The organism is Methanobrevibacter woesei, assembly GCF_003111605.1.
Lineage (GTDB): Archaea > Methanobacteriota > Methanobacteria > Methanobacteriales > Methanobacteriaceae > Methanocatella > Methanocatella woesei.
The window spans coordinates 570,840-590,647 of record NZ_MZGU01000004.1 but is presented as its reverse complement, the minus strand read 5'-3'; the positions used below and the strand labels follow the sequence as shown (position 1 = coordinate 590,647).

The 19,808-nt window shown below is 28.7% G+C and carries 15 protein-coding genes; 4 read left to right on the top strand and 11 right to left on the bottom strand.

Annotation, left to right across the window (positions count from 1 at the left end):
• Positions 1–2 precede the first annotated feature (2 nt).
• From hypB to MBBWO_RS05595, 3 genes are all read right to left on the bottom strand, one after another.
• Positions 3–659, bottom strand: coding sequence for a hydrogenase nickel incorporation protein HypB (hypB, locus tag MBBWO_RS05605; protein WP_116669896.1), 657 nt, complete (start codon positions 657–659; stop codon positions 3–5).
• Positions 660–662: 3 nt separating this feature from the next.
• Positions 663–1,046 carry a hydrogenase maturation nickel metallochaperone HypA gene (gene hypA / locus MBBWO_RS05600; RefSeq protein WP_116669895.1) on the bottom strand — a complete coding sequence of 128 codons (384 nt, stop codon included), beginning with the start codon at positions 1,044–1,046 and terminating at the stop codon, positions 663–665.
• Between the two features lie 98 nt (positions 1,047–1,144).
• A complete protein-coding gene (locus MBBWO_RS05595) occupies positions 1,145–3,751 on the bottom strand; it encodes a DEAD/DEAH box helicase (protein ID WP_116669894.1) in 2,607 nt (868 codons plus the stop codon).
• A gap of 169 nt (positions 3,752–3,920) precedes the next feature.
• Here MBBWO_RS05595 and MBBWO_RS05590 point away from each other — a divergent pair, with 169 nt between their 5' ends.
• The 3 genes from MBBWO_RS05590 to MBBWO_RS05580 are packed head-to-tail and all read left to right on the top strand — an operon-like array spanning position 3,921 to position 8,289.
• Positions 3,921–6,365, top strand: coding sequence for a UvrD-helicase domain-containing protein (locus MBBWO_RS05590; protein ID WP_116669893.1), 2,445 nt, complete (start codon positions 3,921–3,923; stop codon positions 6,363–6,365).
• A gap of 8 nt (positions 6,366–6,373) precedes the next feature.
• On the top strand, positions 6,374–7,582 hold the full coding sequence (locus MBBWO_RS05585; protein ID WP_116669892.1) for a PD-(D/E)XK nuclease family protein: 1,209 nt from the start codon (positions 6,374–6,376) through the stop codon (positions 7,580–7,582).
• Positions 7,583–7,608: 26 nt separating this feature from the next.
• On the top strand, positions 7,609–8,289 hold the full coding sequence (locus tag MBBWO_RS05580; RefSeq protein WP_116669891.1) for a DUF169 domain-containing protein: 681 nt from the start codon (positions 7,609–7,611) through the stop codon (positions 8,287–8,289).
• On the opposite strand, the gene MBBWO_RS05575 is transcribed toward MBBWO_RS05580, so the two are convergent.
• From MBBWO_RS05575 to MBBWO_RS05565, 3 genes are all read right to left on the bottom strand, one after another.
• Positions 8,275–8,934 (bottom strand): nucleotidyltransferase family protein, encoded by a 660-nt coding sequence (locus tag MBBWO_RS05575; RefSeq protein WP_116669890.1) that lies wholly within the window; start codon positions 8,932–8,934, stop codon positions 8,275–8,277. The genes MBBWO_RS05580 and MBBWO_RS05575 overlap by 15 nt on opposite strands.
• 14 nt (positions 8,935–8,948) lie before the next feature.
• On the bottom strand, positions 8,949–10,169 hold the full coding sequence (locus MBBWO_RS05570; protein WP_116669889.1) for a hypothetical protein: 1,221 nt from the start codon (positions 10,167–10,169) through the stop codon (positions 8,949–8,951).
• 116 nt (positions 10,170–10,285) lie between these two features.
• Positions 10,286–11,569: a Mur ligase family protein gene (locus tag MBBWO_RS05565; protein ID WP_116669888.1), complete on the bottom strand. Its 1,284-nt coding sequence runs from the start codon at positions 11,567–11,569 to the stop codon at positions 10,286–10,288.
• Positions 11,570–11,696: 127 nt separating this feature from the next.
• On the opposite strand from MBBWO_RS05565, the gene MBBWO_RS05560 reads away from it, so the two are divergent.
• Complete coding sequence (locus MBBWO_RS05560) at positions 11,697–12,110, top strand: nuclease (protein WP_116669887.1); 414 nt, start codon at positions 11,697–11,699, stop codon at positions 12,108–12,110.
• Here the strand turns inward: MBBWO_RS05560 and MBBWO_RS05555 are convergent.
• From MBBWO_RS05555 to MBBWO_RS05535, 5 genes are all read right to left on the bottom strand, one after another.
• A complete protein-coding gene (locus MBBWO_RS05555; RefSeq protein ID WP_116669886.1) occupies positions 12,107–14,866 on the bottom strand; it encodes an AAA family ATPase in 2,760 nt (919 codons plus the stop codon). The two genes, MBBWO_RS05560 and MBBWO_RS05555, sit on opposite strands and share 4 nt — an antisense overlap.
• Positions 14,863–16,047: a metallophosphoesterase family protein gene (locus MBBWO_RS05550; protein WP_116670033.1), complete on the bottom strand. Its 1,185-nt coding sequence runs from the start codon at positions 16,045–16,047 to the stop codon at positions 14,863–14,865. Before MBBWO_RS05550 ends, MBBWO_RS05555 begins: the two co-directional genes overlap by 4 nt.
• A 153-nt stretch (positions 16,048–16,200) precedes the next feature.
• On the bottom strand, positions 16,201–17,712 hold the full coding sequence (locus MBBWO_RS05545) for a helicase HerA-like domain-containing protein (protein WP_116669885.1): 1,512 nt from the start codon (positions 17,710–17,712) through the stop codon (positions 16,201–16,203).
• Positions 17,713–17,730: 18 nt separating this feature from the next.
• Positions 17,731–18,789: a DNA double-strand break repair nuclease NurA gene (locus tag MBBWO_RS05540; RefSeq protein ID WP_116669884.1), complete on the bottom strand. Its 1,059-nt coding sequence runs from the start codon at positions 18,787–18,789 to the stop codon at positions 17,731–17,733.
• Positions 18,790–18,835: 46 nt separating this feature from the next.
• Entirely contained in the window at positions 18,836–19,585 is a 750-nt protein-coding gene (locus MBBWO_RS05535) for a phosphoglycerol geranylgeranyltransferase (protein WP_116669883.1), read from the bottom strand.
• Positions 19,586–19,808 lie beyond the last annotated feature (223 nt).

Here is a 19,808-nt window from a genome sequence, read left to right as displayed (position 1 = left end):
ATTTAAATATTGTCTTTACGTTTGTTGATAGCTGCAATAATTTCTTCTAATCCTTCACCATCTTTTAAGTTACTTTTAATAACTTCAACATCAGGATTTAAAGCTTTTGCATCAGCTATCATTTTATCGGTGTCGGCACCAACGGCATCAGCTAAATCAATTTTATTAATAATAATTAAATCTGAATCTTTGAAAATTAAAGGATGTTTCTCAACAGTGTCGTCTCCTTCAGTAACACTTACAACAACAATTCTCATATGAGATCCAAGCTCAAAATCAACAGGACAGATTAAATTACCTACATTTTCAATGATTAATACATCAATATCATCTAATGGTAAATCAGCTACTCCATGTCTTACTAAATGTGCATCTAAATGACATTCTTTACCAGTGTTTAAACCTACAACAGGAACATCATGTTTCTCAATTCTTCCTGCATCAAATTCACTGATAACATCTCCAGCTATTACACCAATACTATAATCTGTATTATCAATAATATCTTCAATTAAAGTAGTTTTACCAGAACCAATAGCTCCTACAAAATCAACACAAAAAATGCCATGATCTTCAAAATTTTCCCTATTTTTATCAGCTAATTTTCTATTAGCATCCATAATATTTTTTTGTACTTCAATATCTGCAACTTTATGCATAATTTAATCCTCCTTATCATCCGGTTTTTCAATAACAATATTTTTAACAATGCAATCTTTACCATTTAAAATGGAAATTCTTTTATTATCACATTTAGGGCAAGAAACCATTGGAGCATAATGATCAAGATCATCTAAAATTGCATTTCCATGAAAACCACACTCTGGACAATCAATTTCAACAGGTATCTCTTCAATCTCAATTTTTGCATTTTCAACTATGGTATTCTCAACAAGAACACTTAACATAAATCTTAACTGTTCAGGATTTATCATAGCTAATCTTCCAATTTCAATAGACACTTCTGTAACTTCAACTGCATCATTCTCCTCTGCAGTTTTTAAAACAGCATCTATTATTCCTTGAGCCATTGATAATTCGTGCATTTTTATTCTCCTTATATAAATCAAATAATTTCTATATTATTAAACTTTACATTTAACAGTTATATAAATATTATGAAAAAAAGTTGTATATAAAAAAATTAAAGATTATTTAATTTAAAAAATAAATCGTTAGCTATTTCATTAGCAGAATCCAAATTTAAAGCTCTTTTATTGAAATTAATAGCTCCCTGTTTATCTCCCTGCTCATATAATATCATAGCAATAAGTGCCCATGCATCAGAATTTTTCTTGTTTTTAGATAAAATATCATTTAAAATTTCTTTTGAAGAAAAATAATCTCCCTGACAATATAAATCGTAAGCTTCTTCATATTCTACTTCAAAAGAATCTTTTTTATTAGAAATTTCTTCATTAATTGCTTCATTACTTTTTTCTTTTACTTCTGATTTAGAACCATCCCTCTTACTACACATATAACCTAAAATATGTTTGGTTGCTTTTTTATGAAGAGGTTTATTATCATTTCCACATTTCGGAGAATAAATGCATGATGGACAACCATCAACACAATCACAATTCTTAAGCAAATCATATGTTGACTTTACTAATTCTGGAAATATTTCAATAGCCTTTTCTGTAATTCCAATTCCACCTTCATAACCATCATAAATAAAAATAGTGGATTCTTGTGTGTCTTCATGATATTTAGTAGATAATCCTCCTATATCAGACCTATCACACATTACATGAAGTGGGAATAAACCAATCAAAGCATGTTCAACACCATGAAGACCACCTGCAAATATAGAATCACCCGAATATAACTCTTCTACTTCATCTTCAATATATGCCGGAATTGTAAACCATAATCCTTTTGTTGTGAACCTCAAAGGAGGTAAATCCAAATCAAAAGATCCTAATGTTTTCGAAAACTGTATTTTTTTATATTTGTAATAATCTTCTGTTACAGTCAACTCTCCAAAATGAATTGTTAAATCACCAAATTTAGTTTTAGATATTTTACGCTTAATATTAATATTTACCTTATTTAAAACTACAGTATGATAATCTACATCCTCTTTAACAACATTTACTGTATTATTTCTCAAATTTAACTTATTAACAATGTAAGATTCACCCTTGTTAATTAAAACTGCACCTTCATGAGCTTCCCTATAAACTTGAGAACGCCCCATTGTTTCTAAAATTTGACGATTATAAAATACTCTAAACTCTTCATTAGATAACTGGTCTAGAGAATGATTAAATGCAGGATTATCATCATAAGGATAAACATAAGTTCCACGAGGTGTTTTTCTTAAATCTTTTCTTTCAACAAGATTATCCAAAATTTCAACAGGAGCATTAAAGTATTTATTACATTCCTCAGAAGTTAAAGAATGTTCTTTAGCAGCACATAAAATATGAGCATTCCTTAGAATATTGTTATTTAAATCAATGAAAACATTTTCATGAGGTTTATCAAAGAAAAAATCAGGATTATTCATAAAATACTGATCTAACTGATTTTCAAATGCTATTAATATAGCTAATGATTTCTGATTACTTCTACCTGCCCTACCACTTTGTTGCCATACTGAAACCATTGTTCCAGGATAACCTGAAATTATAACTGCATCTAAAGAACCTATATTAATTCCAAGTTCTAATGCATTAGTACATGTAACTCCAAGATATTTCCTTGATTTTAACCCTTCTTCAATTTCGCGTCTTTCTTCAGGACGATAACCTGCCCTATAAGCAGCTACTCTATCAACAAGCTTAGCTTTAATATTATTGATTTCATTTTTAGACCATCTAGCTATTAATTCAGCCATTTTACGTGAAACAGTGAAACATAATGTCTGAATATTCTTGAATATAAGATATAAAAATATTTCTTCAGTTTCTACATGCACAGAAGGTGATTTTGAATTTCTTTTATTTTTTTTCTTATTTATAAAAGGATTATAGAGTATAAAATCTTTCTCACCACTTGGAGAAGTATCTTTATCAATTAAAACAAATTCTTCACCAGTTAATTTATTAGCCAGTTCTAGAGGATTAGCTAAAGTAGCTGAAGATAAAATAAACTGAGGATTAGAACCATAATTATTAGCAATTCTTTTCAATCTGCGAATAAGAAACGCCACATTGGAACCAAAAACTCCTTTATAATAATGAGATTCATCAATTACAATATATTTTAGATTTGTGTAAAATCGTTTCCACTGATGATGCCAACTAAGGATTAAATGTAACTGATATGGATTTGTTAGTACAATTCTTGACTTTTGACGAATCCCATATCTTTCATCTTTTGGAGTGTCTCCATCATAAGTTCTAGGATTTGTTTTAATATCTAACTCCTCTTCAAGATTTTCAAGAACATGCAACTGATCATTTGAAAGAGCCTTAGCAGGATAAATATAAAGTGCTGTGGCTTCTTCATCTTCAATCATTGTTTCCATAATTGGAAGATTAAAAGCCAAGGTTTTTCCTGAAGCAGTGGGAGTTGTGATAATAATATTCTCCTTATTTTGGATATGCTCATAAGCTTCTGCCTGATGTTCATATAATTTAACACCTTTAGACTCTAAATAATCAATTATACATCCATTCAGATTGTCAATTTTTTTATATTTGGCTTTTTTTGAAGGAATAGTTTCCACATGGACAATTTTATCCCTATACCTAATATCATTTTTAAATCTGTCAATTGGTTCAATATCTGAGCTATCCATATAAATCTAAAAGAAGTTTATTAAAATAATATTATAATTTATATAATTTATAATCATATAAAAGTTTCAGTTAGAATAATAGATTTCAAATGCTCTAACAAAGAGATAATTAAATAAAATATAATAAAAATAGTAGATATATAAAAAATAAAAACAATTGAGGGCTATAATGATTACTTATGAAGAATTTGAGGAAATTGTTGTAAATACATTAAAAAGAGATATTTCTTCAAATGAAGAACAGAAAAAATCAATATTATCCAATGTAAATCAATCTCAATTTATTGTTGCAGGTCCAGGTTCTGGTAAAACAACAGTTATCGTGCTTAAAATCTTAAAATATATTTTTGTAGATGATATAAATCCAAGTGAAATAATTTCAACAACATTTACTAGAAAAGCTGCTGATGAACTTTACTCACGTATTCTAAATTGGGGAGATCAAATTAAAAATATACTTCTTGAAAAATACGGAGATGATTTTAATAAAATATCAGCTCTTGTAAGAATTGATTTTAACCAAATTATAATAGGAACCATTGATAGTGTTGCAGAGGAATTAATAAGAATTCATAGGGCTCCTGGTGAAAATTCACCAACATTAATTGAGGGGTTTGTAGCAAAGTCTGCAATGATAAATACTGGACTTTTAAAAAATGACAGATATCTTAATGAAGACCTTCAAGACTTTTTAAAAGAGTTTGATGGAAGGGAAAAACTAAATGACCCCTCTAAAATGAGTAGAATATTAATTAACCTAAAAGATAGACTTTACTTTGACCAAGTAGATTTTAATGAAGTATATGAAAATGTGAAAAATAATCCTGGAGCTGTAGAAGCATTAAATGCAATTGCAGACTATGAAAAAGAATTGAAAAAGCGTAACCTCCTTGATTTTCCAATGCTTGAAGAAGAGTTTCTAAAAAGACTTAGAGAAAATCAATTAAATGAATTTTTAAATAATGTTAAAGTAATTCTTGTTGATGAATATCAGGATACAAATCTAATCCAGGAAAAAATCTATTTTACAATAGCTAAATCTGCTTTAGAAAATAATGGAAACATAACTGTAGTTGGAGATGATGATCAATCCCTTTATAGATTTAGAGGAGCTACAGTTGACTTATTTACTAGTTTTAAAGAACGTGCAAATGAAAAACTTGGAATTGAAGTTGAAGAGATTAATTTAAGAACAAATTATCGTTCAACTGAAAAAATAATTAACCAATGTAACAGTTTTGTTGAGCTTGATAAAAAATACCAGTCAGCAAGAGTACACAACAAACCTAAAATCATTGCTCCTAATTTCAAAGAAAATGAAATGCCAATTCTTGGAATGTTTAGAAATAACCCTGAAATGCTATCCAGGGATTTATCTAATCTTATAGGAAAACTAATCAACAAAGGAGAAGTTGAAGTACCTGTTTACAGAGTCATTACAAGAGAATATAATGAGATAATGAATAGCTCTCTTTCACGTGATGAAAAACAGAAAGAAAAACAAAAATATCTTAAAGAGGGTAAAAAAATTAAAAATATAACTCTTAAACTAGACAAAGAAAATGGTTCTGCATCAGATATAGCTATTTTAACTTATTCTCCAAAAGAAACCAATAATAATGGAAGGTTATTCCCATTTTATCTTAGAAAACATTTATCCAGATTAAGAGAACCTATTAGTGTATTTAATCCACGTGGAAAAGACCTTCAGGAAGTTTATGAAGTATCTATTTTCTGCGGATTAATATTGGAATGTATTGACCCTGAAAGTAAAGTTCAGGAGGATGATAAACAAATTCCAATGCTTGCAAGAAGAAATATGCGCAAATGGAGATCAAATGCCCATGAATATATAAAAGAAGACCCTCAACCACATTATCCTCTATCTTTAGAAGAATTCGTAAGAGCCTGGCAAGAAAGAGAACCAATAGGGCATGAAAAATGGCCAGAATCAGCTAGTTTAATGGAACTTGCATATAAATTAATTACATGGATTGAAGAACTGCAAGATGATGTTGAAGGAATTGTTTATTTAGAAGCTATTACTCAATCAATTACTCAAACAGGATTCTTTAATAAATATTCTGCCAATATTGTTCATGGAAACGAAAAAGAAGAATATGAAAGTATAAAAGAAGCAATCTGGAATATTTTCATCCCCATAGCTACAGGTGATGTTGAAATTGATGAAGCTCTTCTAGAAACTTTGCCTAATGACAGAATAAACTTAATGTCCATTCATCAATCAAAAGGACTTGAATTTCCTCTCGTAGTTGTTGATGTTGGTTCTAAATTTAAGAAAAATGAAGCAAAGACACAGAATCTAAGATTCCCAAAGATGCCTTCCAAAAAGAAATCATTAGAAGACACAGTTAGAAATTATAGTTCTTTAGGAAAATTAGAAAGAAGTGAGAAAGACAGATCATTTGATGATTTAGTGAGACTTTATTTTGTAGCTTTTTCAAGAGCAGAAAATGTCTTGCTTTTAATAGGACTTACACAAGGAATTGACGGATATTCTGATAAAAATGAACTTAAAACCATCCCTAACGTTGCATTAGGATGGAGTAGAGATGAGAAATTTATTGGATTTAATGAAATGTATATGATATAGTGATGAAAATGAAATTATCTACAAGATCAAAACCATATATAATCCCAGAATACAGTTTAACTGGTGATTTACTTTCTTTTTTAACCTGTAATCTTCAATACAGATATCAAAATAAAGGTACACTCCCTCCATCCATGCCAGTTCAATTATGGTTTGGAGAATTTATACATGGTGTTTTAGAGGAAGCATTTCTTAGATGGGATTTAAACAAGACATCATTTCCATGGGATTGGAAAGAGGATATTAGACCTATAGAAAATATGATTGATTTAAAGCTTCAAGTTAGAGGTCTTTACCCTCCTCAAAATCATTTCTTCACAACAAATATTCCTGGACGTGAAGATATGGAAGTTACTGAAGCAGACCATAAAAAATTAGCCAGTGCAAGAGCAGAGGCTGCTATTAACATTTGGGGTCCTCATCTATTTCCATTAATTGATTCAACTGAAGAACTGATTAAAGGAATACGGGATATGCCAAATTATAAAGAAAACATTAGTAGATCCAATTATTACGGTATAAATGGTGTTGTTGATGTGATTACATTATTCAAAAAAGATGAATTGAAAAAAACAGAACAATTCTCACTGGATTATTTTAAAGAAAATGAAATAAAAAATTACCTTAGAGAAAATAAAGAGTTTAATGAAAATCTTCAAAAACTTGATGCAAATGAATATGAAATTATCATTGACTATAAAGGAATGAAAAGACCCTCCATAAACGATAACACATGGAATCACCATAAATGGCAAATATTAACCTATTCCTGGCTTAAACATAAACAAGAAGATTCAAAACCTATCCTTTGTGGAATTATTTTCTATTTAAATGAGTTAGTTCCCTCATATGAAGATTTAAGAGCTATTAAACAGGACATACTTAAGAATGAAAATGATGTGAAAATTAGTGATGAAGATTTAGAAGTTCTGATGAATTGGGATGAAAATGATGAAGAGAATTATCCTGAACTTTCAGACAAATTCAAAAAAGACAGATCCATTAGAATTATTACAGTTGATGATGATGAACTGGATAATGCACTAGAAGAGTTCGATAAGGTAGTTGGAGATATTGAAGAATCATTAATTAAAGAAACAAACGGTTGTAAAATTAAAGATGCATGGAAAGCCGAAGCTGATGAAAGAACATGTAATGCATGTGACTTTAAAACCTTTTGTAACAATAATAAAATAAAAGAATTTAAGGTACCTTAATTACATAATTATAAATAAGTGGTTATATGAGTAATGAAAATTTAGAATTAAATAAAGAATATGCGAATGTATTTGAAGAAAATATAAAGTTAACTTGTTCTCCTGTTGCAATTAAACTTCTTAAAAGTGAGGATGAAATACCAGAAGGTATTGAACGTATTGGAGAAAAAATAAGACATTGTGAAATGGTACGCAAAGCATCATATGGTGATACATTCTACAGCACTATTGATGAACATCTATGTCAAGGAGGAGCTGGAGCTATTGGTTTGAGAGAAATGCCACCAAAAGTAGCTAGTGGAGAACATTACTTTAACTTAGGAAGATTCAAAACCCCTGAAATAGCTAAATCAACAACTGATGCACTTTCTGTAATCTCAGAACCTCAATGGGGAATCGCTTATGCTCCATTAAATGAAGCTAATTTTGAACCAGATGTTGTTATTATCATTTCTGAACCAATTACTGCAATGAAAATAGCTCAAACAATTGTATATAACAATGGAGAAAAAGTAAGACCTAATTTTGCTGGAATCCAATCATTATGTGGAGATGCATTAGCTAATCCTTACTTAGAAAAAAGTGTAAACATAACCATGGGATGTGATGGTTCTAGAAAAGCAGCTGATATTAAAGATAATGAATTAGCTATTGGAATAAGTAAAGATAGATTAGAAGAAGTAATAGAAAGCTTAAAAGCTATCTAAAACTTTTTTATAATCATCATAATGATTAATATTTAATAATTCCAATTCATTTTTTTCTTTAATCCCATAAAATGTAAATCCATCCTTAAACATTTTTCTAAGGATTGGATTTAAATTATCATTTTCATTTTTTAGATAATTAATTAACTGATTTTTATTTGCAACAAAAGGCATTCCTAATCCTTCAGCAGTATCAAGCAAACCAGTTTTTCTTCTTCTTAAAATAGAAATTGTTTTTTCAGGATTTTTTGAGTTTTCTGCACATTCAATTAACTTACTAAATGTTTCTGTTGATACTGTTGGTTGGTCTCCAGTAACACAAAGAGCATAATCAGATGAAATATTTTCTAAACCATGTAAAAGAGATATTGAAAGACCTACATCAACAGGATTATTTTCAACAAATTTAACTTTATCTTTAAAATTATCAGAAATAGCATCCTTAATTTCACTAGAATAATGACCAAGAACTATTATACATTCATCAATATTGCAGGATAATGCATTACCAATAGTTGTCTCAATAATAGTTGAATCTTTAAAAGGAAGAGCCAATTTATTCTGAGGTTTTAAACCCTTTGAAATCTGATCTTTTCTCATACGAGAGTTTTTACCTGCTGCGGTAATAATAGCTGAAATTGACATAATAAAAAAAAAAATTAAGAAATGGTATTTGTTGAGTTAGTGCTAGTTTCATTAGTTGGTTCATATCTAATGATTTGAGCATAAATCAACATACCTGTTCCTGAACCTTCAGTCCACATAACAATTTTAACTGGATAATCATGATTATTTGTGATTTTAATATCCTCAGATGGATGGAATCCAAATAATACAGCATCTTCATCATTTACCATACCCACAGGTAACTCAAATCCCTCTGCTAAAACAACATTTCTTAAAGCCCTAGCTGGAGGACATACTCCATGAGAAGCCGCTCCACCTGGTGCATCAGGATCTACTGCTGAACCAAAATCAACATAAGCCCTACCATTACCCTGAGATTCTGGAGGTATAACTGTATTGTTCCATGCATCAACAAATTGTCTTGCATTATATTCCCTTATACTATCACCATATTGAGGATGTGATCCTAATGAGGTGTAAGCAAGTTCTCCTTCTGTTTCAGTAGTATTACCCATATACAATACAATAGGAGTACCATCAGGATATGCTGCAACATAATCAGAAACATTAGAACCAAAAATAGATTCTACCTGTTTAAATGATACATCAGACCTTCCATCGGAAAATGAAGTAATTCCTCTTTCTAAAGTAAAATTACTGCCTTCTTTATTAGAATTAAACCAATTTACTATAGTGGTATTATTGTAATAATCATTAGCATAATCTGTATTCTTGATTTCTTCAGTTGGAATTGAATCAATTACAGTACCATTTTCTACAACATCAACCCCAGAGCTTGTTTTAGTTAATACCTTATATGGGAAACTGTATCCCCAAATGTAAGTATCTGGCGGATGAACAACAAGATTATCTCCATCTAAAGTTAAATATCCTGGACCATCAAATCCATAAGCTTTACCATAACTGTCAATATGACCACTGGAAACAGTAGAAAAATCAAAAGGAACAGTTCCTGTTGATACAGTTAATAACAATCCACCTAAATCCAAACTTACAATTTCATTAAATATAAATCTCGCATTACTCAACAATGGTACTTTCATATTGTCAAATTCACCTAAAATTGAGTCCCCATCATATACTGACTGTCCAATAGGTAAATCATAAGTTTCTGCTATTGTTTTTCCTGAAAACTCAGCATTACTTACAAAGGAGAAAGCAAATATAAGTACGCATGCACAAAATAATGTTCCTATAATTTTTAAGGACGTATTTCTCCATTCATAACTCATTTAATAACACCTGAAAAATAGTAAAATAATAAGAATAATAATATAATTTATTATTATATTGTATTCTATATATAAAGATTGTTATAACTGATGCAAATAGTTGACAATGTATAAAATTAATTACAGTTCTGAGATAGTAATCTAATTCTTTCCTGTATATCTATAATAACATCTTGACCATTTCCACCAATAAGCATTGCTTCTTCATGAGAAAACTCGGCAACCAATGCTATAATTTCATCAAGAGAAGTAGCTATTTCCACTCTTCCTTCATAATTCAAGGAATTTAATCTATATTTTGCCACTTCAAAATTATCATCAAGACCAGGGAAAAGAACAATAACCTCAGGATTATATTTAACAACTTCATCAAGAATATCTAATCTATGTTTCTCATGAGGTCTTGGAGTTCCAATGAATATTGCATAAAAATTATTTTCAGCTAAAACAGAAGCTAAAGCATCACTATTATCTGTTTTTCCAATGTAAATTAAAGAATCGTTAAGTGGATAAACATCTAAACGACCTGCAACAGCTTTAAAATTATTTAAAGATTCTTTAATAATACTTTTTTTAATTTTAAGTTCAATTGCAATAGCTGCAGCTAAACCTGCATTACATCTGTTAAACTCACCAAAAACTTGCAATTCTTCTTGTGATTCAAAGTATGGGATTGAATTTGATGCAGAATCAATAAAATCTGCTTTAAAATCTTGATTATATGCAATTACTATATTTTTATCTTTAAAAAATCTGACAAGAGAATTTTTATAGTTAGCAACTGTTTTATGAACATCCATATGATCATTACCCATATTTGTAAGACCAACAATATCAAAATCAAAACAGTAATTTGCAAAATCCAAGGTCATGTCACATACTTCAACAAGTAAAATATCATAATCCTTTTCATTTGCTTCTAAAATCAAATCATAATAACCTTCAAATCCTCCACCACCATTTCCACCAACTAATACTTTCTTACCAGCATTTTCTAAAATTTCTTTAAGCATATGAACAGTAGTAGTTTTTCCATTTGTTCCTGTGATTCCAATTGTAAATAAATCTCTATGTTTAGTTAATACATCACATAATAACTTTCCATTTTCAACTATTTTACTTGCAAAAGATCCTCCCCACATACTAGGGCTAATTGCAATTGCATCACAGTCATCTATTTCATCAGGATTGGTAAATCCAATATCTAAAACAAAATTCGAAGAAATAAATGAAAAAGAGTCTCCCCTTTTAATTAATTCCATATCTAACTTTGGAATATCTAATCCAGATAAATCAACATTAACATTTAAATCAGATGCATAAACATCCCATCCATGATTTATAAGAGAGTTAAATGCTTTTTTACCTTCAACTCCTAAACCAATAACAGCTGCTCTCATATAATAAACCCTCGATAAAATACAATATTATATATTAATTAATTCTTTTTACTTTAAATAACTAACAAATTTTTTAAATAGAATAAATATGTAATAAAACTAATATCTATAAAAAAATGTGATAAAAATGTTTGAAGAAGAAAATGATAATAAAATTTATAATCTCATTGTAAGTAATGGATATGATAAAAACAATGAATATAGACAGTTTATTGAAAAAATATATTCAAAAACAGATTTCTTATGGAAAGAATCTATTTCTCCTTCATATTCAACCGTAAATCCAGAATTCTTCCATAAAATAGATGTTATAATATTATTAGCAGGTCTTTATCAAGAAAATAAAGATAAATTTGATGATCTTTTAAATGCCAGTGAAAAACATAACATACCAATAGTCTTAGTTAGACCATATGGTGTTGAAGAAGTTCCAGAAAATTTAGAAAAAAGAGCTACAGTCATTGTTGGCTGGAATGCAAATTGTATTGTTGATTCAATTAAAAATGCAATCCATGAACATAGCTCTTCTTGTGAAATCTAATTTTCAATTATAACTTTTGAAATTCCATTATTTTTTTCAACTTTAATCAAGTTAGTTGCTGCATTTTCTAATTGAGTTTCATGAGTTACAATAATCATTTGAGGTAACATAGACATTTCTTTTAATAAATTAATTAACTCATGTTTCCTGAAACTATCTAAATAAATAGTAGGCTCATCTAAGAGAATTGTTTCTAGATCTCCTTTAGACATAGCTTGTGTGATTCCTAATCTTAAAGCAAGGGCAATAGCTATTTTTTCACCACCACTTACCATATTAAGGGAAGTTTCACCTTCAGGACCGAAAACAGAAACATCATAATTATCATCTAATATTAAATCGGAATAATTAAAGTTAAATTGATTAAAGAAGTCTTTAGTGTATTTTTGAATTACAGGTTTGGAATAGTTTCTTAAATCTTTTTGGATACCATTTTTACCATATAATTCTCTAATTGAATTTAGAATAATTAAATACTTATTAACACCATCTAATTCTTCTTTAGCACGATTATCTTCAAGAACTTTAGTAGTTAAAGATTTTACCTGTTCAATAACTTCTTTTGATTGACCTTTAATACCATTTAATTCTTCAGAGAATCTTTCATATCTTTTCTCAAATACTTCAGAGGAATAAATAAGTTTATCATATTTTTCCCTATCATACTTAGAGTTTTCAATATTGGATTTGATATTATCTATTTTATTGTATTTCCAGTCAATATCTTCTTTTTTGGATGTTAACTGACCTTCAAGAGATTTTTTATTTTTAACAAATCCTTTAAGTTGATTATATTCTTCTTCTTTTTGTTTTAAATCATTAATACGATTTTGAAGCTCTTGAGTAGTAATATCATTAGAAAGATGACTATCCTGTTCAATAGCTATTTCAATATTCCTAATATGAGTATCAATCTCATTTTGAACTTGATTAAGGTTGTATTGAGTTTCAGTTTCACTATCTAAAACATCTAAAGCACCTTTAGCCTTATTATATTTCTCATAAGAAGCTTGATATTCTTCATGTTTTACTTCTTCTCTAGAGATACTTAAAATAATTTCACCAAGCTTAGAGTTAATATAATCTTTGGATTCAAGTCCTTCATCAATTCTGTTTAATTTACCTAAATCTTTTTCAAGTTGAGCAAATTTATGTTTATATTCAATAATATTTTTAGAAATTTCTTTAACATTTTCTTCTTTTTGTGCAAAGTTATCTCTATTTTTCTTCAACAAGTGGATGTTTTCATCATTATTATAAATTAAGCTTCTATTTTCACTTATAATGTCAGAATAATATTTTTTAAGCTCAACTTTCTTTGCACTGGTAATTTCAGACTGACATAGAGGACATTGATTATCTACTTCATCTAATTCATTTAATGGTTTATCAGCAGATTTCATAGCTTCTTTAAATTTAACATTTTCCTCTTTTTTCTCATTGATTTCCTTGTTGATACTTTCAATTTTATCAGAAATTTCATCTAAAAAATTATTTGTAACTTCTTCTAGTTGACTAAATTTATCAACATCTGTTAAAATATCTTGAGAAAGTCCATTATCATATAATTCATCTTTAGTTGTTGAAAAGAAGCTGTTAATGTCATTTCTATTTTCTTCAATTACTTTTAAAAGCTCTTTTTTATTTTCTTCAAGCTGAGTAATTCCAACTAATTCTTGTTCAATTTTAGATTTTCTATCTTTTAATTTTTCAAGTTCCTCTTCACAAGCCATGTAATTAGAATAACCTTCCTGTTCAGCTTCAACAATTGTTTTTTGTTCCCGAATAGACTCTAAATTACGGTTAATTTCATCCTCTTTAACTTTTAACTGTTGAATACTGGTAACTGATTTTTCAAAGTCAAGATATAAAGGTAATTTTTTAGTAAATTTCTCTAATCTTAACATTTTCTCTTCAGCTTCTTTAATTTCATCTAATCTATCATGGAGAATGGATTTATCCTTTTCTAAACTAGTTAATGCTTCTTGTTCCACTTCTAAATTATGACAGAAGTTATCATAGATTTCTTTTTCTCGTTCCATGTTTAATTTGTCATTAGCTATTTCCTCTTTTAGCTCTGTTACTTCAGCAACTTCTTTTTCAAGTTCTAAACCTCTTTCTTTAAGAGTGTTAAGTAATGAAATCTTTTTCTCACGTTCTTCATAAGTTTCATTAGCAGAAGCTAATCTTCCTTTAAGTTCAGATTTCTTATTTTCATAAGAGCTAATAAAAGGTTGTAAATTCTTCCATGCTTTTTCTAAAGAATCAATTCCCAGTAATTTACCTATTAACTGTTTTTTCTCAGCAGCTGTTTTATCAACGAGCTCAGCAATTTCACCTTGCCTAATATAAATAGCATTCAAAAATAGATCAGAATCAATATCTAAAACAGATCTGATTTCATTAGTTACCTCTTTATCACCCGCACAGACTGGTATAAAATTACTATTTGAGGATGTTTTCTTAAGGAAAGTGGATTTTAATTGTGAACCTTTCTTATCACGAACTACTCTGTATTCTTTTCCATTTGAAATGAAGTCCAATTCCACATACATACCATCATCACTGCCATTTCTAATTAAATCATCAATTTTTTTAGCAGTGTGCTGTTTAAATAAAGCAAAACTAATAGCTTCAAGAATGGTGGACTTACCAGCACCATTTTCACCTACAATAACACTGATACCCTCATTAAATTTTATTTCAGCATCATCATAAGATTTGAAATTTTTTAAACTTAATCTAGTAAATATCATTGAGAACCCTCTTCCAATGTTGTTTGAGTATCTTTTTCTTCTTCTATTGCAAAATGATTGTCATAATAATCGCTAATGATTTTTTCAGAGCCTTCATTGTCATCTTTTGATAGTGAATCATATAAATCAATAGCTAATCTTGAGATAGACTCATCATCAAACTCTTTTAAACCTTCAACTAAAAGTTCTTTAGGTCCTAAAGAAGTATCCTTATTAATTAATTCTTCAACTTCTTCATCAATTAATTGGAATTTAGGCCTAATCATAAGTGCATAATCGCCCAGTTCTTTTTTAATAATCTCATAAACATCAGTGGTATCAATATCAATATTGGTAATATTTAAACTAATAATTGGTTTTTTATCAAAATCATTAATAGTACTTTTAATATTTCTTAACTCATCTTCAAGATTATCATAAGAAATAGTTTTGTCAATAAATGCTCTTGGACTTTCCACTACAACCCTTTTAACAGCTGGTTTTGGACCATCTAAATCAACAACAACAAAACCTTTACCATTTTTCTTATAATCTGGAAGTTCATTAGTTCTCCAAATATCAATTGATCCAGGGTAAACTAATTTACCTTTACCAAAATCATCTTCAATATACTTGTGAAGATGACCAAAAGCATAATAATCAAAGTTATCTGGAATGTCACCAATCTCTAATTCATATTGAAAACTTAAATATTTATCAATACCTTGATGTAAAACTAAAATAGATTTTTCATGATTAGCTGCTTTTTGAGATAACTCAGCAAGCTTATTTTTAAGGTTTTTACTTTGGGAACTAGGATAATAAGGAAGTCCAGCTATAAAAACATCATCAAACATATAATTAGTATTTATAGGACTAATAACTTTAAGACCCCACTTTTTAAATAAAACTTGAGGAGGAATAGCTTCTTTACGCATAACTGAATCATGATTTCCAGCTATTGAAAACATAGGTATTCCTGCACCTTTTAATCTTAACAAACCTTTTTGAAAAGTAAGTAAAGCATTAGGTGATGGTCTAGCAGTTTCAAACAAATCTCCACTATGAATTACAAAATCGACATTTTCTTCAATTATTTTATCTATAATAAGCTCAAACACTTCATAAAAGTCTTTTTCTCTCTCATTTAGACCAAATTGTCTATAACCTAAATGAGTGTCTGATAAATGTGCAAATTTCATTATATTACCTTTCTCTAATTTTTGTTTTTTTATAACCAATTAACACTCAAATTAATTATTAAACATATAATAATCTAGTTTAAATATTATTTAAATATTTATTTTATAAAAAATAATTAAAAAATTAAAATAAAAAAGAGCAAAAAAAGAGAGTTAATAATCATATCCTAGATTAAAACTATCTTCTTCCTGTTGTTTAAGTTCTGCTTCTTCTTTTTTTCTAAAATCAGCAAGTTCAGCTATTACATCAATATCTCCACCATGAGTTCTTCCTTTAAACTCATCAATTTTAACTAAAGTAGGAACTTTTGTCATCAAACCTAAAATAATAGCTTCACCAACATTTAAAGAAGGTAACTGTTTAACTAAATCAGAACTAAGGCTTTCACTAGCTGCCTGAACATGTCTTTGATCATCTGGTTCTACTAACCTTAATATAATCATATTGTTCATCTGAGAAAGAGCATCTTGGTCAACAGTTTTTGGAGATTGACTTACAAGGCATAAACCTAAACCGAACTTACGCCCTTCTCTTGCAACTCTTTGAATCCAGAACTTGGAATTAGAATCTCTCTTATGAGGAGCTAAAATATGTGCCTCTTCCAGAATATAGAAAACAGGAAAATCTAAAGTAGCTGTACTGTTTTTATGGAAAGCATTTTTCCTACGTTGAAGAGAGTTTCTTAGAATATGGCTAACAAGCACTTCAGCAGCATATTCATCTGTTTGGCTTAAATCTAAAACATTAGCTTTTCCAACTTGAATTTTACTTAAAATATTGCCTTCATTTACATTAAATAAATTACTGTACTTCTCAATTAGGTCTTCAATCTTATTTAGAACAGCCAATATGTTATTTCTCTCATCTGCAGGCTTGTCATCATCATTGTACTTAATTTCTAAAACATTTTTAATTATCTCTAAAAAGTCATTGGAATTCGCCAATCCATCTTCAACAGCCTGATTTGCCTCTTTAAATGCCTTTCTAAAATGTCTTTCCTGTTTATATGCATTATTTGGAATATTAGCTAATTTTTTAATTTCAGTAAAAGACATATAGCGAGGGTTAATTGTAGGTCTAATTACATTAACTTCACCATTTACAAATTCAGCATTAACATATTCTCCATGCATGTCAAAAATAAAGACTGGCACATTATAATCTAAAAGACCATCAATTAAAACACAAACAGTATTTGATTTACCTGCACCAGTCATTGCTAGAATAGCTAAATGACGATTTAAAAAAGAATTTGCATTAACAGAAACTTCAACATCATCCTGATTAATTAAAGTACCTAACTTTAAAGGATTATCTACTGTGAAAACCTTTTTTAAAATAGCTTCACTAGCTAACTCAATAGGAGTTCCAGGGGGTGCAGGAGTTCTTGGAAGTTTTAAATGATTGTTTATATCTCCCAATACTCTAATTTTCCCTTTAACATAAAATTCATCCAATCCATACTCTACGATTCTTTCTATATCTTCTGTGTTATAAATTTCTGAATTTAAGGCAACATTACCTCTAACCAAGTCTTCAATCATCCCTAAAATAAGTTTACCATCGTAGTTCATTGAAACATATTCACCTACATTTGGCATTTTATTTGAGATAAAAGTAAGTTCAGTTAGTGAAGTTTCACCCATACATCTTCCAATAATCATGAAAAAAACACCCTTAAATTATCTTAACATTTCCCTTCCTGATTTTTCACGTATATGCATAATCTTTAAAAGTTCATCCATATTTTTATTTGAAATAACAACATCTTTATGAGTTTTTTTAAGTAAAAATGGATATCCTCCTGTTGAAAATTTTTTAATCTTACCCACTAACTTAACAACTTCCTTAAAAGATGCCTTGTAGGGCAACTCTACTTTTAAAACATTTTTATTATCAGCTAGTCTTAAATAGAATATTGTAAAAGTTAGTTGATTGAAAAAGTCATCTTCAACTGGAAAAGATTGTTTAATACTTTTTGATACATCTTTATAAATTAAATTTGAAATTCCCTCTTTTTTGGTGTAATTATCAAAAATAGCTATGTCTGGAATTCTACTTTTAAAAATATCATTATTATCTGAGTTTTTTGAAATAGCTATTATATTTTTAGAATTGTTTAAAATATCTTTTAGTACCAATAATTTTTCAATAGAACATAAAAACATCAAATAATCATATTTTTTACCAACATATGTCTCTTTATAAAAGTGATTCACAAGTTTCTGTGAGGAGATAACCTTCTGATGTTCATTTAATCTTCTTTTAAGCTCATCTAAACTCTCTTCAAGAATTTCTTCTTTTACTTTTTTTGATAATCCAATTCCCCTAGGATAAGGATTCTGCAAATCACCATAAAGAGATCCATCAACAAGATAATAATCTACATCAAATTCATTTACAGCTCTAAATGCATTTTTAAGCTCAAAAATAGACATATAATAACTTAAAAGCTCATCAGTATACTGTAAATGTTCCAATAAGTCCAAATCATAATTTTCAATCTTTTTAAGTTCACCATCATAAATTAATGATTCAGCAGCTACTGCATAAAAATTGTAACCCATAAACTTCTTTTTATTGAAACTTCCATCTCCAGCACCAATAGAAAACTCATCATCACTATCAAAAGATAATTCATTCCAACTATTAGCAATCATATCATTACTTTTAAGATCTGGAGAAATTTCTTTTATTGAGCCTTTCTTACGAGCAGCTTCCACATATAAAGATTTTAACATAAAATCACTATAAAATAAATAAAAAAGAGAAAGAAATAGGATAAACCTATTGTGAAGCCTTTTTAATAGCTTCAGTAATTTCTAAAATTTTGGATTTAACATCATCGGTTTCTTCTACAATAGTTCCAGTAACAATGATATCTCCACCAGCTTTTGCAGCTGTGTATGCTGCTTCAGCATCTCTGATTCCTCCACCAACAATAATAATCATATCATCAGTAGCTTTTTTACTGTAAGCTATCATTTCTGGAGGTATTGGCTTATCAGCACCAGAACCTGCTTCAATATAGAAGAACCTTTGTCCTAGATATTGTGAAGATAAAGCATAAGCTGCAGTTAATTTAGGTTTGTTTCTTGGAACTAATTTTGCATCTCCAACCCAACCAACAGTTCCACCAGGTTCTACAACCATATATCCCATTGGTAAAACTTCAATACCAGACTGTTTAACTGCCATTGATGCCAATGCTTGAGCTCCAACAATCCAATAAGGATTTGTGGAATTTACATAAGTCATGAAAAATATTGCATCAGCATACTTACTTACACTATTAATATTACCTGGGAATAAAATAATTGGAACATCAATATTTTCAGATAAAATTTTACAGGTTAAATCAACTTCTTCATTATTAACAGTTGATCCTCCAATCATAATACCATCAGTTCCACCTTCAATAGCTAATTTAGCTATTTCTAATGCAGATTCAGGAGTTTGTTCATCAGGATCAATTAAAGTAAAATGAATTTTTCTAGTTTTTAATATTTCTCTAATTTGCTCTTCAACAATTTTCATAAGCATCCCAAAAAGTAACTATATAATATAATCTTTAACTAATTAGTATAAAAAACATTCTAATAATTATTATGCTATTATTAATATAATTTTAAAAATCAATTTAATAAATTTTTAGATAATTCCATTAATTTACAATAAATAAATACTATGAACAAGATGAAAATTTTATGAAATAGAAATTGGAAAATAAGTTCTTAAAATTAATTAAAATAAATATCAA